Below are 14,387 nucleotides of genomic sequence, written 5' to 3'. Positions count from 1 at the left end.
GATATCACCATGTCCAAGAAACTTATCTTCATAGACTGCGACAGCACCTTGAGTTCGATCGAGGGGATCGACGAATTAGCCCGCTTGCGAGGCGAAGAGACATTTCGCGAATGCGAGAACATGACCAATAAGGCTATGGACGGTCACATCGCCATCGAAGACGTCTACGGGGCGCGGCTCGACCTCATCAAGCCGAGCGCCGAAGAGTGCGAAAAGATCGGGCAGCTGTACATCGACACCATAGAGCCGACGGCCCTTGAGACCCTTGCCGCTTTGCGTGAGAAGGGCTGGGAGCCGATCATCGTGAGTGGTGGCCTGACGCAAGCGATCGCTCCTTTCGCCAGACATTTGGGGGTGGAGCGTGTCAGGGCCGTGGACCTGATCTTCGACGACGCAGGTCGCTACCTCGGCTTCGACGGGAATTGTCCGACGTCCCGCATGGGAGGGAAGATGAAGGTGATCGACGCGGACAAGGCGGAACGCGGGGCGACCCAAACCGTGATGGTAGGGGATGGCTCGAGCGACTTGGAGACTCAGCCGTTCGTGGATCTTTTCATTGGTTACGGAGGATATTTGGAGCGAGCGAAGGTGAAGGCGGAAGCCAAGCAATTCGTTTACAAGCTCAGCGACATTCCTGCTCTTCTGGACTAAGGTATGTTAGGCGACTGGGTAGAGGCGGCGCGTCCCAAGACCTTGCCTGCGGCGGTGGTGCCGATTTTGGTCGGAACTGCCGAAGCGAAGCGCATGGGGTACTTCGATTGGTGGCCGGTCGCGATTTGCCTCGCTTTCGCGTTGCTGGTGCAGATCGCCACCAACATGGCGAACGACTACTACGATCACGTTCGCGGAGCCGACACGCCGGATAGGGTAGGACCCGAGCGTTTGGTGGCGAGCGGCCGCATCGAGCCGCGCAGGATGTTGTGGGCCTCGCTCGGCATCTTTCTGATGGCATTTTTGGTCGGCTTGAATCTGGTGGCTTATCGCGATTGGTCGCTCTTGATTGTTGGCATCGTATCCATCGTGTTTGGCTACGGTTACACCGGAGGGCCGTTCCCCCTGGCGTATCGAGGGCTTGGAGACGTTTTCGTGATCTTCTTTTTCGGACTCGTTGCCACTATGGGCACTGTCTATGTGGTTGCGGGGCAATTGACTTGGGAGTCCGCGTTTCTGGGCATGATGCTCGGGCTGTTGGCGAACAACATCCTAGTGGTCAACAACTACCGGGATATGGAGACGGACAGGAAGGCCAACAAGATGACCTTGGTCGCTCGCTGGGGACGGAACTTCGGCGCGGCTCAGTATCGTTTGCAGCTGGTGGGCGCCTTCCTGTGCCTGGGCTTATTTGCCATGTCGACGGGCGAAGTCTACCACGCGATTCCCTTTTTGGCATTTCCCCTTGGACTTAAGCTAGCGGGGACTCTGGACAGGACTGAGGGCGTGGCTCTGAACGGAGTCCTCGCCAAAACGGCGGCCTTTTTGCTACTGGTGGGAGTGCTGCTGGCAGGCGCGGTTTTTGTGGCGGCTTAGGCTTCGCTCCAAAGTCGCTCGAAGGTGGCGATGTCCTTCCGCATGGCGTCGAAGACGAAGTCGGGTGACCGTTCGATTTGGCGCCGCCCCTTCTCCGCTCCTCCGAGATCGTACTCGAAGTGGAGAGAGATAGGAACGTCGATCTGCGTTTCTTTGAGGAGTTTGAAGTAATGTGGAAAATCTACCATCCCTTCGCCCAACGGCGTATTGAGCAATTGGGTACGTCCCTCTCTCTTGACCCACTTGAAGTCCTTCATCACGAGGGTGCGGATGCGATCTTGGATCAGGCGAAATCCATTGGTCCAGGAACGTCCGCCTTCCACGGTTGCGTGGCGAATGTCGTATTGGGCCCCGAAGTGTTCAGGTGAAGACCCTTGCAGCAGTTGCCAAACTTCCCAGAGCGAAGCTCCGACGAGGGTCCCGGCGTGGTTTTGGTAGCAGCCGACCAAGCCTAGCTCTTCGTTGAGCGCGTCAAGCTTCTGGATACGCATTTGATATGCGGAGAGCGTTTCGGGGAGCGGTTTGTCATTCTCGTAGCGAAACCAGTTCATCCGATAGTGGGTAATACCGCACTTTGCCGCAGTTCGCAGCACGGCCTGGTCGAGGGTATCCTCGGCGTCATCGACCGCTGTGGTCATCATCACGGTTTCGAGTCCCTGTCTGTGGCAGGCTTCTACCGCTCGTGGCAGGTCGGTTTCGACTTTTTCCGGTTCGACGTGTCCTCCGGGGCGCACTGTGAGGTCGACTCCTTGGAAGCCGATCTCCTTAGCGGCTTCCGCCATCGCTTGGTAGTCGAGAAACTGCAGGTGTTTCGAGAACAGGTTCAGCTTGGGGGTCTGCGATTGGGGCTGGGCCGCAGACCGTCCTGGCAAGGCGGTCGAAACGGCGAGCAAGGTTCCGGCTTTGATGAAGTCGCGTCGATTTGGGGAGTGCATGCTGAGGGAAAACGCTTTGAGCTATCATTAGAATGTAGGGAAGGAAGTCTGGCAAGGAAACGATAGGGTTGCCAATGAGGGACAAGGCGTGCCAACAATAGCCCAAGGTCGAATTCTGAGCCTTGAATACCAAAACGTAATATACCCATGAGCAGAGACGGAATGAACTATGCCCCGGAATTTAAGGGGAATGAGAAAGTGGTAGAAGCGGGCGAGTTCGTGTTCGCGGCTGCGTTCTTCGACCATGGACATATCTATGGGCAGATCGAAGGTCTGGCGAGCGTGGGCGGAAAGCTAGGGTATATCTATGAACCGCAGCCCGAGCGCTACGAAAGCGTGCTCAAGGCTCATCCGCATGCCAAGGTGGTAAGCGACTTCCGCGAAATTCTCGATGCGCCTGAGGTGAAGCTGGTGACCGCCGCTGCGATTCCGAATCTGCGCTGCGAAATTGGTATTCAGGTTATGGATGCAGGGAAGGACTATTTCACCGACAAGGCCCCATTCACCTCGCTCGAGCAACTGGAGCTTGCCAAGGCGAAGACGGAAGAGACTGGCAAGCGTTACATGGTTTGCTACAGCGAGCGTCTCTCCAGCGAGTCAGGTTGGTATGCGGGGGAGCTTATCAAGGGAGGCGCGATTGGCCGCGTCCTGCAGGTGCTCAACCTGGCACCTCACAATTTGGCGGCTCATACCCGTCCGGAATGGTTCTTCGACAAGAAGCGCTACGGAGGAATCCTCACGGATATCGGTTCCCACCAGTGCGAGCAGTTTTTAGAGTATACCGGCGCCACGGACGGGGTGGTCAACTTTGCCCGCGTAGACAATCTAGGGACCCCGGACTATCCCGGTTTGGAAGATTTTGGCGAAACCAGCATCACCCTAAACACTGGAGCCAGCGCCTACTGTCGCCTCGATTGGTTCAATCCAGCCGGTTCCAAGATTTGGGGGGATGGTCGCACTTTCGTTTTAGGCACGGACGGCTATCTCGAAATTCGCAAGTACCGCGACATCGTGAAGGGCGGTAGCGACCACGTTTATCTGGTGGACCAGGAATCCGAGCAGATGATCGATTGCGCGGGCAAGGTGGGCTTTCCGTTCTTTGGCAAGTTCGTGCTCGATTGCTTGAATCGCACGGAAAACGCCATGACTCAGGCGCACGCCTTCAAGGCTGCTGAGCTGAGCTTGAAAGCCCAGCAGCTAGCGGATCAGGGGCGCTCCGTTTAGCAAGCGACGCTCCGTACTAATCGATCGCTTTTCCGGCGGACTGCCATTTCCAGTCGTCCGTTCGGAAAGGGGTGACGGGCAGGCCGTTGCGGTCGTAGAGGTTGACGATCGGGTTTTGGGCCCAGCCGTAGCGTACGGCCACCGGGGAATCGATTGAGTCGGCCCAAACTTCGACGGTGTTCGGGGCGAGGATCTTGGCTTCGGCCCATATGAATTTCTGGTCAGCGGCGGCGATGGCGAAGCCTTTGACTTCAGCCGTGTCGAAGCTGTACAAGCCTTCAGGGCTGGTATGGTCGAAGGTAATTCTGACTTTGTCTCCCACAACTTGCATGCTTTTGTATCGAGGACTTTGATACGCTAGGTCGTAGCCGTAGTCATTTGCTAGCGGCCAACGTACCAAGCGGCTAGCGACGGTTTTCTTGTCGCGAGGGTGGATGTCGCGTCCTTCGCCTAGGTCGATGATGACAGCTTGGCCGGAGTTTTTGAGAACGTCCATGGATTGCGTTTGGGCGTCGCGCAGTTCCGCCCAACCGTTCTCTCCTGGTTCATCGGGTTCGCTGCCCCAGTCGGCCAGTTGTACCCAGTAGAAGGGGAAGTCGCCTTGTTTCCAAGTTTCACGCCAAGTCTTTACTAGGAGGGGAAACAGGTGACGATATTGGTCGGCGCGACCGCCGTTGCTTTCTCCCTGATACCAGATAACGCCCTTGATGCCGTATCCGGCGAGTGGATGCACCATGCCGTTGTAGATGTTGGCGGGGCGATGCTGGCCGGTGAGCGGATGCACGGTATCGTTCCAATTGAGACTGGGTTCGGGGCGGCCCGCAGCTTGCCATTCCTCGAAGCGTTTCAGGAAGGCCTTGTATTTCGCTTCGTCGAAGTTCTGCGTTTTGGATTTCCAATGCTCGAGCAGCGGGGCGTAACGTTCGTCGTCCTCCAGAACGGAGCGGGAAATCCAGCTTTCGGCCATGGAGCCTCCCCAGGCGTTGTCGATAAGACCGATGGGCACGCCCAAGGCTGCGTTTAGGGTTTGGCCATAGAAGTAGCCGATGGCAGAGAAGTGGGGCACGGTCTCGGGAGAGCAAACCTGCCAGGATCCTTCGATATCGTCTTGGGGAATTTGGGTGCCGTTTCTGGCAACCGTCAGGAATCGTATCTGAGGGTGGTTGGCAGCAGCGATTTCAACCTCCGCGCCGTAGGAGTTGGCGACCGGCCACTCCATGTTGGATTGCCCGGAGCAGAACCAGACCTCGCCGACTAGGACATCCTCTATCGTGATGGTATCCTCGCCTTTGATGGTGAGGGCGTGCGGGCCGCCGGCTGGCAGGGGCGGGAGCTTTGCCCGCCAGGCTCCAGCCGCGTCGGCTTGGGTCGTGACGACGTTGCCGGCGAGGCTGATGGTGACCTTTTGCTGGGGGCTGGCTTTGCCCCAGATCGGGTTGGCTTGGTTGCGTTGCAGGACCATGTGGTCCGTGAAAACGTTGGGCACGCTGAGCTGGGCGTAGAGCGAATTAGCGAGCGCTCCGGTGGCCATTAGGAATAAAAATAGGGTCTTCATGCGGTATTTAAGGATAAATCAATCAGCGGGTGGCTAAGGAATTGTGAGCTTTGGGGGAAGGGGTGTTTACGAGTCTCAATGGAGGAAAACTCAGGCTAGGAAAACGACGTTTATTTGGCAAAAGCCTGTTTGTGTAAAAACAAAATGAAGCGGAATAAAATTCATGGAATATCCAAATTTCCCCTACGGTTTTCGATGCGAGGTACGTTTAGATGCGCTTACAACACGCAAACCTAGAAGAAGCATTTCTTTTGGGCGAGCGTCGATTCGGGAAGCACTCCCGTTGCAAAAAAAGAAAATGAACAGATTCAAATCTAGCCTCACGAGCCTTCTAATTCTCGCGCTTGCCGCCTTCGCTGCAAACGCGGTTTCTGCTGCAGATGCCAAATGGGATGTGCAACCTTCTGTGAAGAAGAGTGTCGCCCCTGCGAACCCGAACGGGATCGAAGGCATGGCGATGGCGCTTGTCACTATCTCTGCTGACGGCACCGTTGCTTCTGTGACAATCGACAAGTCTACGGACGCTTCTCTCGAGCAGCCCGTCCTGGACGCGATCAAGCAGTGGCGCTTCAATCCGGCCCAGCTCAACGGCAGTCCGATCGAGTGCAGCATCAAGGTTCCTTTCAAGTTCAAGAGCTAGGAACCAGAAGGACACCGTTCCGAAACGTGCGGCTTTCGCTTCGAGCGAGGCCGCTTTTTTGCGTCTGCAGCTCGGCCTGGAAAGGGCGTCGCTCGCTTTCAGTACCAGTTTTCCGGGTCGGGGCGCCAGTCGGAAACCTCGAAGTCCTCGTTGAGCTGGTCGAGACGGGCTCGGTCCTCCTGCGACAAGGAAAAATCGAAAATCTCGGCGTTCTCCCGAATCCGTGCTGGGGTCGAAGACTTGGGGATGATGGGGATCTGGTGGTCGAGACACCAGCGCAACATAAGCTGCGCTTCCGTTTTGCGGTACTTTGCGGAGAGGGCTTCCAGCTCTGGGTGGCCCCATTTCCTGCCACGCGCCAAGGGACTGTAGGATTGAAGCAAAATCCCTTTGGAACGGCAGAAGGTGGCCAGCTCCTGTTGATTGTGGAAGACGTTGCACTCGACCTGGTTCACCGCCGGACGATAGGAGCTGAGGGATAAGAGCTCCTCCAGCCGCTTTCGCGAAAAATTGCTGACTCCGATCGCTCTGCATTTGCCGGCTTCCAGCAGCAGCTGCATGGCCTCCCAACAAGGTTGCAAGCGTTTGGAGTCTGGGTGAGGCCAGTGCATGAGGTAGAGGTCCACGTAGTCGGTTTGCAACTTTTGCAGGCTTCGCTCCAGGGCCGCAGGCGTTTCCGTTTTGCCCTGTTCGTCCAGCCAGAGCTTGGTCGTCAGGAAGACCTCGTTTCGCTTCAGGCCAGACGCCTGCAGGGCCTCTCCCACCAAGCCCTCGTTTTGGTAGATCGAAGCGGTGTCAACGTGACGATAGCCGCATTCGAAGGCCGCTTGGAGAGCTGCTTCGCCCGATTGCTTGTCGCCCACCTTGTAGGCCCCGAATCCGAAGACGGGGAGTTCCGTGCCGTTGTTGAGAGGTGTGGTGCTGCTTATTTTGATCATCCGCTTTCGCAATCAGGAGGTGACAGGTAGATGACAGACTTGGGGAGGGGAGCCTGTCGAGGACGAAGATTATCAGTGACTTAGGGAGATACGGGTGTACACGCGCGAATTTTTGCTGAATTGTTTTGCCCTTGGAATACTTCTTTCGAAACTTCGTAAGTCATTGGAGAGATGTTCATGCTCTCTTATTGTTGTCTAACTAGCGGTAGCTAGACTACTTGGCCCGTCGATCCTCGGATCGACGGGTTTGTTGTTTTCTGGAGGCGTCTTGAGGGATCATGGCCGGGTGTCGCACTTCGCGTGCGAGGAAGGCGCTTGCCTTGACCGACGGGGCCTCTCAGCGAGTCCAAGTCCGTCCAGATTTTTCGGCCTTGGAGCTCGCTTAGAATCCGAAGGCCTAATGGCTTTTGTCCGCATAGCTGGCGAGAATTGGCCGTTTCGCTATGAAAAGCGCAATTTTCGCGATTTAGTTAATAATTATTACTGCGATTTGCGATTGGCTGCTTTGGGGTGGGGACATGCGATTTGCCCCCATCGTCGTTATCCGAACCCTAGCGTTTTCCTTTGCTCTCTTTTCGACTGTCCACTCCTCGGGGCAGTCCGCTTGGCGATCGAGCTTGTATCCGGCCGATTGGGTTCCGCCGACTCGGGAGGATGGATTGTCCTTTGCCGATGATGCCTTCCTCCAAGATTTTTCCTACGCGGGTTACCGCATGGGTCAGGCCTCCTTGTCGCCGGAGGTGGAGAGCTTGTTTGATGCGGTGGACGGTTTTGGAGCGGATCCGAGCGGCCAAGTCGATGCGACTGCTGCGATTCAAGCGGCGATCGATGCCGCCGAGGCGAATGGTGGTGGGATCGTTTACCTGAAGCCCGGCAGTTACCGTTTGTCGGTTCCCTCAGGCGAGGACCGTTGTTTGCAGATCGAGTCTTCCAATGTGGTTTTGCGCGGAGCGGGTCCGGACCGGACCTTCCTCTTCAATACAACGACCGAGATGCGAAACCGAAGGGTGATTCGCGTGCGCCCAGAGGATTGGGGGAGTTGGACCAGCAAGCGATCGGAGCCGATTTTGCTGCAGCGTGACGAACTGGGGCCGACGCGTTCGGTCCAACTGGAATCTTTAGCCGGACTCGCGGTCGGAGATTGGATCGTCTTGCACAATCCGGCGACGGAGCAGTTCGTGCAGGATCTGAAAATGGGGGCGGGAACGGATGGGGTAGATTGGACCGATACCCTGGATTCGCTACGAGGTCTGCTTTATCTGAGACGCATCGAGACGATCGACGTGGCCAATCGAATCGTGAGTTTCGACATACCGACTCGTTGGTCGCTGAAGCAACGGGACGGAGCGAGCGTCTGGAAACCAGCGTCTCGATTGACAGATGTCGGCTTGGAAGGGTTTTCCATCGGAAACCAGCGGATCGACAAGTCAGGCTGGGGGGAGTCGGACTACACGGTTGCTGGGACTGCGGCTTACGACGCTCATGATTCCTTCCTCATCGAAATGAGGGGCGTGGTGGATGGATGGATACAAAATGTTAGCTCCTATAATCCGGACAATGATAACGGGGTACATTGCCTCTCCAACGGGGTGCTTCTTGATTGGTGTCGCAATGTGACGCTATACCGGTTGCGTTTTCAAAACGCCCAATACGGAGGTGGAGGAGGCAACGGGTACATGATTCGCCTCAATGCGGCAGCCGAGTGTTTGATCGCTGAATGCGAGGTTGGGTTTTGCCGGCACGGAATTGTGATGTGGCGGATGCAAAACTCCGGGAACGTGGTCACCCGCTGCTACGATCACGATAGCGGTATACAACTTGCGGATACGCAGCGAGGGATGACTGCGGGGAGGGGCAGCGACCATCATGGCGTATTCAGCCACTCCAACTTGTTCGATAGCAATCGACTTGAGCGATCCTATTTCGAAGCAGCCTATCGAGGCGATTGGGGGAGTCGCCCGGAACATGGCATGACTTCCAGCCAATGCGTGTTCTGGAATACGGAGGGCTTGGCTTCCCATGCCAACGCGAACTACATTGTGCATAGTCAGCAGTTTGGATACGGATATGTCATAGGAACCAGCGGAGAGGCATCCGCTGTTCGCTTGAGCGAGAAGCGACCGAACTCGGCTGTTCGTACGGCCCCTGACGATATCGTGGAGGGTGAAGGGATGGGAGCAGATTTAGTCCCTTCGTCCCTTTACCAGGACCAACTATTGAAGCGAGTCGACTCGCTTTCCGCCGATCTCATCTTTCTCAAAACCGAGAGCTCCTTGCAGTTTCGCTGGGAGGAATCGCCGAGCTTTCCTTGGGTTTTGCAAAAGGCGGCTGACTTGGCCAATTGGCAGACTGTCGTCAACGGCGCCCAAGGTGAGCTCGAGGCTCCACTGCTTCCGGAATCGAGTTTCTATCGCTTATCGGTGCGGTAGGTTTTTTGCTAAGAGCCGGACTGTCGTTGTGATTTCAAAGTCGGTAGTCGACGAACAGGCGAAGGTCTCGCGCGGACTTGTGGTGTCGATCCGACTCGTCGAAAACGCATTTTCCGTAGCCCGCCTTGATGCAGACGCTTAGCTTTTCGCTCAGTTTCCTTTTCGCCACGAGATCGATTTCGCTCTCGGCTCTTCGGTCTAAGTGTGAAGCAGTCAGGTAGACGGCCGCGAGGGTCCATGAGTTGCGAGAGTACACGGCTTTGGCGTGGTACGTTTGAGCGCCCGCTTCGAATTGGTTGGTGTACCAGAGAAGGGTGGCGTCGTTGGTGTAGCTGGTGCGGAAAGGAACGAGCAGGGATGCGTCTTTCGAAATCTGTGTCCAGCCCGCGTCCAGAGAAAAGGACTTCAGCTTGTAGCGTAGGTTCAGCTCGAGCGAGCTGGCAGAGTGATCCTTGAACGCCCCATCGCCTTGGCCCTTTTGATCGATACCGTGGGCGGATAGGGACCAGCGGCCGTCTCCGCTATCGGTGGGGAGGGTATAGGAGAGCTTTAACCCTGCATTGTTGTAAAGCTTTTCAGCGTAGTAGTCGTAGGCGTGCAGAGAGAAGCTCTTTTTGTTTAGTTCTGTGGATACAAATTGTATTCCTGACTTTGTTGCGCTTGCTCCGATCCTTTCGCCCAGTCGCTTAAAGGAGGTGTCTAGAAGGGAGGTCCCGTTTTCCCGTGAGGGCCAAGAACTGTAACGTTCGATGTGGCCGAGGTCGACTTGCAGGGACTCGCTGATACGTGCGTTGGCGAAAATGCCCTCGAGCGATTGGGCCTGGTGTCTCACTTTGTAGCCGGGAAAGAATGCGTAGCTCAGTTCTTTGCGGCCTAGGCTCAGCAGTGTGCCGTTGGGGCCTATTCCCGCGGCGCGGTAGCTTATGTAGGCCTCAGGCAAAGATGCGGATTTGTCATTGGAAAGCCAATACGCAGCGTTTTCTCTCTCATTTTCCCAAAGATTCTCCACGAGAACTGACTTGATGCCGAACGTAGCCTGCTCCGAGAGTTGAGACTTTGCCGCTATGCTGACTGATGCAGAGGCAGCTGAGCCTTTGACCTCGGCGCCGTAGTCTCTTCCCATGACCAGAAGGGTCGAGGATAGGTCGAACTCGAGCTCGGATGGATAGCTGTCTGCGGCGACCGAATAAGCGGTCGGAGCAAGCAAGGAGAGCAGAGCGTACGCTATTTTTTGATGTGTTTTCATGATGAGCGCTTAGGGCTGTGCTTCGCCCTTAGTTGAAGTAAGTGAGCGTGTCTTCATGTTTCCGGGTGCTGGTCCAGTCGGGTGTATCGAATCGATCCCGGGCATGGTCTTTCTTGTTTTCTGCGGCAGCCCTCTCTTTGCCGTCGAGCACGGCTTGTAGCTTGCCCATAAAATCGTTCATCTGCTCGGCTTGGGCGAAAAGCTGCTCGGCGGCCGCGGCGCTCTCTTCAGAGCTGGCGACGTTTTCTTGGGTCATTCGATCGACGTTGGACATGGAAACGCTGATCTCCTCGATACTGCGAGCCTGCTCGTTGGAATCCTCGGAAATTTCGACCATGCTCGCTGATAGGTTTTGCGAGATCTGCAGGTTTTCCTGCATGGATTGAGCGATTTGCTCGTTGAGTTCGGAGACGTGTTGTACTGAACGGTGGGAGCGGTTGATGAGCTCCCCAGATGTGCGGGCTGCTGCGGCTGCCTTGCCTGCGAGGGCTCTCACTTCGTCGGCCACGACCGCGAAGCCTGAACCGGCTGCTCCGGCTCTAGCCGCTTCGACCGCCGCGTTAAGGGCGAGCAAGTTGGTTTGAAAGGCGATTTCGTCGATCGTATTAACGACCTTGAGCGTTTCGGATGCCGAGTTTGAGGTTTCTTTTATTGCGGCGCGGGCTTGTTCGACCTGGTCGCTGACCGTGTTGAGGCTAGCGATTGCTTTTTCGTTCAGCTCGGACTCAGCTCGATTTGCTTTGCTGGCGTTGCTATTCGTTTTCTGAGAAATCTCTTCAATCGCGGCTGCGGTTTCCTCGACCGAGGATGCCTGTTGGGACGAGCTGTTGGAAAGGAGCTGACTAATTGTCGAAACTTGCTGGGAAGCGGACCTGATGTTTTCGCCGGCTTCTCCGAGGCCTGAGATTATTCCGTGTATTGGTTTTATAATGACGGAAGTCACCCATGAAATGAGACCGGCGGCGATCAAGCAGATGACGATCGCGACCAACAGTGAGGTATAGGCAAAAGTGGAGAGCGAGGAATAGACGTCGTCCTCGTAGGCAGTCACGCCGATGATCCAAGCTGAACTGTCGATTGGGTGCATCGCCCCGATTTTAGGCCTGCCTTCAAACTTGTATTCGATGAACCCTGTCTTTTGCTCGATTATTTGGCGGCCCCAATCGAAGTCCATGAAGTTCAAGGTTCCGACGTGATCGGGGTTCGGATGGTCGACCACCAGAGCGTTTTCGTGTACGATGAAGGCGTATCCATCCGATCCGATTTTTATGTCGCCGATGAATTGCGAGTGAATGTAAGCGAGGGACAGTTTTCCCGCGAGTCGACAAATTTGTCCGTCTCGCTCGAAGCGCTTTCCGACAAGGAAAACGAAGGCTTCGGATTCGCTTTTCAGGTATTCGATTTCGGTGAAAGCGCTCTCGGGACCGAGGGAGGAAACGGTTTTAGCGAGCAGGTTCTCCGCTGCCGTAGGATAAGGATGGGAGCTGGCGAGCACTTTCCCGTCCGGGCCGAGTAGACTCAAATTTGAGAGAAAGGTTTGCGATTCGAGCTTGGCCTTCAGCGTATCCAGTAGGTCTTCCGATTGCTGGATGTCGCTCGACCAGTTGTCTATGATAGACTTTCTTTCCTCCAGCCAGCCGTCGAGATGCTTTGCGGTACGTTGCGCATCGTGCACCGCTTGCGACTCCACTGCTGTTTCGAGGGCGTCGGAAAATAGGTAACGACTAACGAGCGCGAGGCTGCCGATGGCGATTAGAATCAACGCTATGGCGCTGATTACGAATTTGTCGCGTAGCTTAAAGGTCATAATAGAGTAGGATTGTCGTTGAGCGATCCGTGGCGTTGGAAGGGAACCTTCTGTTGTTTCTGCCTAGGTGCTTCGTCAGTCCTATCGGTAATTCCTAGAGGGCGCTTTATGTTCACCCCATGCGGAATCTGACTTGGCTGGCAATTAGCAGAACCGGTTTGCTCGTGAATTAATCGAGCTAATTTTAGCTGGGGTGATGCGCGAGATTAAGTGACCTAATTAACGCGAGCGCTTTGGTGATTGGTGGAAAGTATCAAAAATTAGGATACGTGCAAGCGAATCGAACTGGGAGTGTCTGGGGCTACGGTCATCGCGATGGGTAGCGCTTGGGCCCCAGGAACCAGGTTGAAGGTTCTGCAGCCGAGCGGGCAAACGACTTCGAGGGGGCTATCGCTTTCGATGGTCAAGGTGCCTGCTTCCTTCTCGATTTCGATGCGCGAGGCGGACGGATGCCTTGCTTGGTCGGACACAGGCGAAAGAATGGGAAGGACGTATCGAGCAGGGAATTGAGATTGGACTTGGATCTGGACAAACTCTTTCGCGAAGCGGTAACTCAGCTTGCAGGTTTGCTCCATTGATTGATAGTGGCGATTGTTCAGTTTTGTGGATACGTCTACCTGAATCCCATCGGTGGAGTGGGAAGACGTGAACGTCGCCTTCAGATCGTACAGGTTGCTGTATCGAATGTCTTTTACGCAGGCCTCCAAACGGGGTGTGAGGGCGAAATCAATATCGCTCTTCGGCTTTTGTTGGTTGTAAGGCTCTACGAGTTGGTAGTCTGCCATGCTTGCGGCGCAAAGCGGCCCGAGAGTCTCGTGCCAAAGGAGCGACAGGGTTCCTCCTGTTGCTTGTTGCACGCCGGGGCGATAGATGAAGTCGTAGGCGGTGACGGTAGCTCGCCAAGGGCCGATAGAGAGCAGGTCGGTGGCAATTTCTGGAAATCGCTTTATGCGAGCGCCTCCGCAAAGAGAGAGGGGCTTGGCTTGGGACTCTGGAGCGGTGCCTGAATCCAACAGGTAAGCGAGTGACTTGGCGTGGGCGAAGGTATGGTGGCTGCAGGGAGGGAGGCCTTCCTCTCTGTAGTGAATTCCTCCGTACAAGAGTCCATCCTTGGAAGTGCAACGCTCCATCAACATCGTGTTGCGAAGCGCTGCGGAGGCGAACTTGGAGTTGTGCTTGGCCATGGCGGCGTACGCGATCTGGCAGCCGTCGCTGGTACGACTCCCCCAGTAGGTCCACTTGAATTGGCGGGTTCCCCAACTATTGTCCCAGCCACCGTCTGGCAGCATGAATTCCAAATGGCTCGCGAGCGAGCTCGTTAGAAGGGCAAGTAAGGACTCATCCCTTTCTTGCAGGGCGTAGAGCGTCAATCCATTGAGTGACTCCTCCACGTTGTATCCAAGATCCACTGCCAGCATTCCGCGGGCGCTGAGGGCATTCACTGGTTTTGCCTCGCCGTAGAGGAGATGGTTGGGGTTGGTAAAAAAATGAGGTGCCTCGGCGGCAAGCTCGCGACTGCGGGCGAGGTAGCGTTCTTCTCCCAGGTGGCGTCCCAGCAGGTTGAGTGCGTAGAGAGCGGTGAAGCCGTAGTTGATATTTGCGAAGCGGAGATCGAAGTTCTCGTAGATGTAGTTGGCGGCCAGCTCCAATCGTTCGGTCCATCTTTCGCGGGTGGCCTGGTCGAGCAGGTCACCGTGATGGTACAACGTTTCGGCGAGGGCGATCGCGCCAAAAACGGTGATCCCTCGCCAAGAACGTGGGTTGGCGGTGACGGTCCAACTCCCGTCGGGCTGTGAAACGTTTTTGGACCATTCGAACACGGCCTTGCCCGCCTCGAGGTAGCGGGTATTCCCGCTGCTCTTCGCCAGGCTGAAAAATGGGTAGACCGCGTCCATGCAACGGCCATGGATTCTGCCGCAAGCAGGACAGTCGATGGCTCCATGGCGGCTCGGATCGCTAGGCGCGTCAATTTGGACGCCGATCATACCGTCGCACCAACGCTGCAATAGACTTTCGATCATGGGCGGGAGTTTTAGCGGGGATGTCTGGCTATGGCTCGGGATTGAAGCGAAGGCCGAGGAAGCGG

Annotated in this window: 11 protein-coding genes; 5 read left to right on the top strand and 6 right to left on the bottom strand. The window is 55.9% G+C overall.

Features of this window, described 5'->3' with window-relative positions:
• The first annotated feature begins 9 nt into the window (after positions 1-9).
• Positions 10-651: an HAD-IB family phosphatase gene (locus IEN85_RS08485; RefSeq protein WP_191616668.1), complete on the top strand. Its 642-nt coding sequence runs from the start codon at positions 10-12 to the stop codon at positions 649-651.
• A gap of 3 nt (positions 652-654) precedes the next feature.
• Positions 655-1,527 (top strand): 1,4-dihydroxy-2-naphthoate polyprenyltransferase, encoded by an 873-nt coding sequence (locus tag IEN85_RS08480; protein WP_191616667.1) that lies wholly within the window; start codon positions 655-657, stop codon positions 1,525-1,527.
• Here the strand turns inward: IEN85_RS08480 and IEN85_RS08475 are convergent.
• Positions 1,524-2,462, bottom strand: coding sequence for a sugar phosphate isomerase/epimerase family protein (locus tag IEN85_RS08475; protein ID WP_191616666.1), 939 nt, complete (start codon positions 2,460-2,462; stop codon positions 1,524-1,526). The genes IEN85_RS08480 and IEN85_RS08475 overlap by 4 nt on opposite strands.
• Positions 2,463-2,609: 147 nt before the next feature.
• On the opposite strand from IEN85_RS08475, the gene IEN85_RS08470 reads away from it, so the two are divergent.
• Positions 2,610-3,686, top strand: a complete 1,077-nt coding sequence (locus IEN85_RS08470; protein ID WP_191616665.1) for a Gfo/Idh/MocA family protein — start codon at positions 2,610-2,612, stop codon at positions 3,684-3,686.
• A 16-nt stretch (positions 3,687-3,702) separates the two neighbouring features.
• On the opposite strand, the gene IEN85_RS08465 is transcribed toward IEN85_RS08470, so the two are convergent.
• Positions 3,703-5,241, bottom strand: coding sequence for a sialate O-acetylesterase (locus IEN85_RS08465; protein WP_191616664.1), 1,539 nt, complete (start codon positions 5,239-5,241; stop codon positions 3,703-3,705).
• Between the two features lie 298 nt (positions 5,242-5,539).
• On the opposite strand from IEN85_RS08465, the gene IEN85_RS08460 reads away from it, so the two are divergent.
• The gene (locus IEN85_RS08460) at positions 5,540-5,881 is read left to right on the top strand and encodes an energy transducer TonB (protein WP_191616663.1); all 342 of its coding nucleotides are present in this window, start codon (positions 5,540-5,542) and stop codon (positions 5,879-5,881) included.
• Positions 5,882-5,979: 98 nt separating this feature from the next.
• Here IEN85_RS08460 and IEN85_RS08455 read toward each other — a convergent pair whose 3' ends face one another.
• Positions 5,980-6,819 (bottom strand): aldo/keto reductase, encoded by an 840-nt coding sequence (locus IEN85_RS08455; RefSeq protein WP_191616662.1) that lies wholly within the window; start codon positions 6,817-6,819, stop codon positions 5,980-5,982.
• A 518-nt stretch (positions 6,820-7,337) separates the two neighbouring features.
• Between IEN85_RS08455 and IEN85_RS08450 the strand changes: the two genes are divergently transcribed.
• Positions 7,338-9,248, top strand: a complete 1,911-nt coding sequence (locus IEN85_RS08450; protein WP_191616661.1) for a glycosyl hydrolase family 28-related protein — start codon at positions 7,338-7,340, stop codon at positions 9,246-9,248.
• Between the two features lie 34 nt (positions 9,249-9,282).
• On the opposite strand, the gene IEN85_RS08445 is transcribed toward IEN85_RS08450, so the two are convergent.
• From IEN85_RS08445 to IEN85_RS08435, 3 genes are all read right to left on the bottom strand, one after another.
• Entirely contained in the window at positions 9,283-10,494 is a 1,212-nt protein-coding gene (locus tag IEN85_RS08445; protein WP_191616660.1) for a hypothetical protein, read from the bottom strand.
• Between the two features lie 28 nt (positions 10,495-10,522).
• Positions 10,523-12,301 carry a methyl-accepting chemotaxis protein gene (locus IEN85_RS08440; RefSeq protein ID WP_191616659.1) on the bottom strand — a complete coding sequence of 593 codons (1,779 nt, stop codon included), beginning with the start codon at positions 12,299-12,301 and terminating at the stop codon, positions 10,523-10,525.
• Between the two features lie 260 nt (positions 12,302-12,561).
• Positions 12,562-14,322, bottom strand: coding sequence for an ulvan lysase-like protein (locus IEN85_RS08435; RefSeq protein WP_191616658.1), 1,761 nt, complete (start codon positions 14,320-14,322; stop codon positions 12,562-12,564).
• Between the last annotated feature and the right edge of the window lie 65 nt (positions 14,323-14,387).

This window comes from Pelagicoccus enzymogenes, from assembly GCF_014803405.1.
Lineage (GTDB): Bacteria > Verrucomicrobiota > Verrucomicrobiia > Opitutales > Opitutaceae > Pelagicoccus > Pelagicoccus enzymogenes.
The sequence above is the reverse complement of the archived record's forward strand: the minus strand, read 5'-3'. Positions and strand labels throughout refer to the sequence as shown.

Coding starts and splice junctions, on each gene's coding strand:
- IEN85_RS08485 (WP_191616668.1), top strand. CDS start 10: ATGTCCAAGAAACTTATCTTCATAGACTGCGACAGCACCTTGAGTTCG.
- IEN85_RS08480 (WP_191616667.1), top strand. CDS start 655: ATGTTAGGCGACTGGGTAGAGGCGGCGCGTCCCAAGACCTTGCCTGCG.
- IEN85_RS08475 (WP_191616666.1), bottom strand. CDS start 2,462: ATGCACTCCCCAAATCGACGCGACTTCATCAAAGCCGGAACCTTGCTC.
- IEN85_RS08470 (WP_191616665.1), top strand. CDS start 2,610: ATGAGCAGAGACGGAATGAACTATGCCCCGGAATTTAAGGGGAATGAG.
- IEN85_RS08465 (WP_191616664.1), bottom strand. CDS start 5,241: ATGAAGACCCTATTTTTATTCCTAATGGCCACCGGAGCGCTCGCTAAT.
- IEN85_RS08460 (WP_191616663.1), top strand. CDS start 5,540: ATGAACAGATTCAAATCTAGCCTCACGAGCCTTCTAATTCTCGCGCTT.
- IEN85_RS08455 (WP_191616662.1), bottom strand. CDS start 6,819: ATGATCAAAATAAGCAGCACCACACCTCTCAACAACGGCACGGAACTC.
- IEN85_RS08450 (WP_191616661.1), top strand. CDS start 7,338: ATGCGATTTGCCCCCATCGTCGTTATCCGAACCCTAGCGTTTTCCTTT.
- IEN85_RS08445 (WP_191616660.1), bottom strand. CDS start 10,494: ATGAAAACACATCAAAAAATAGCGTACGCTCTGCTCTCCTTGCTTGCT.
- IEN85_RS08440 (WP_191616659.1), bottom strand. CDS start 12,301: ATGACCTTTAAGCTACGCGACAAATTCGTAATCAGCGCCATAGCGTTG.
- IEN85_RS08435 (WP_191616658.1), bottom strand. CDS start 14,322: ATGATCGAAAGTCTATTGCAGCGTTGGTGCGACGGTATGATCGGCGTC.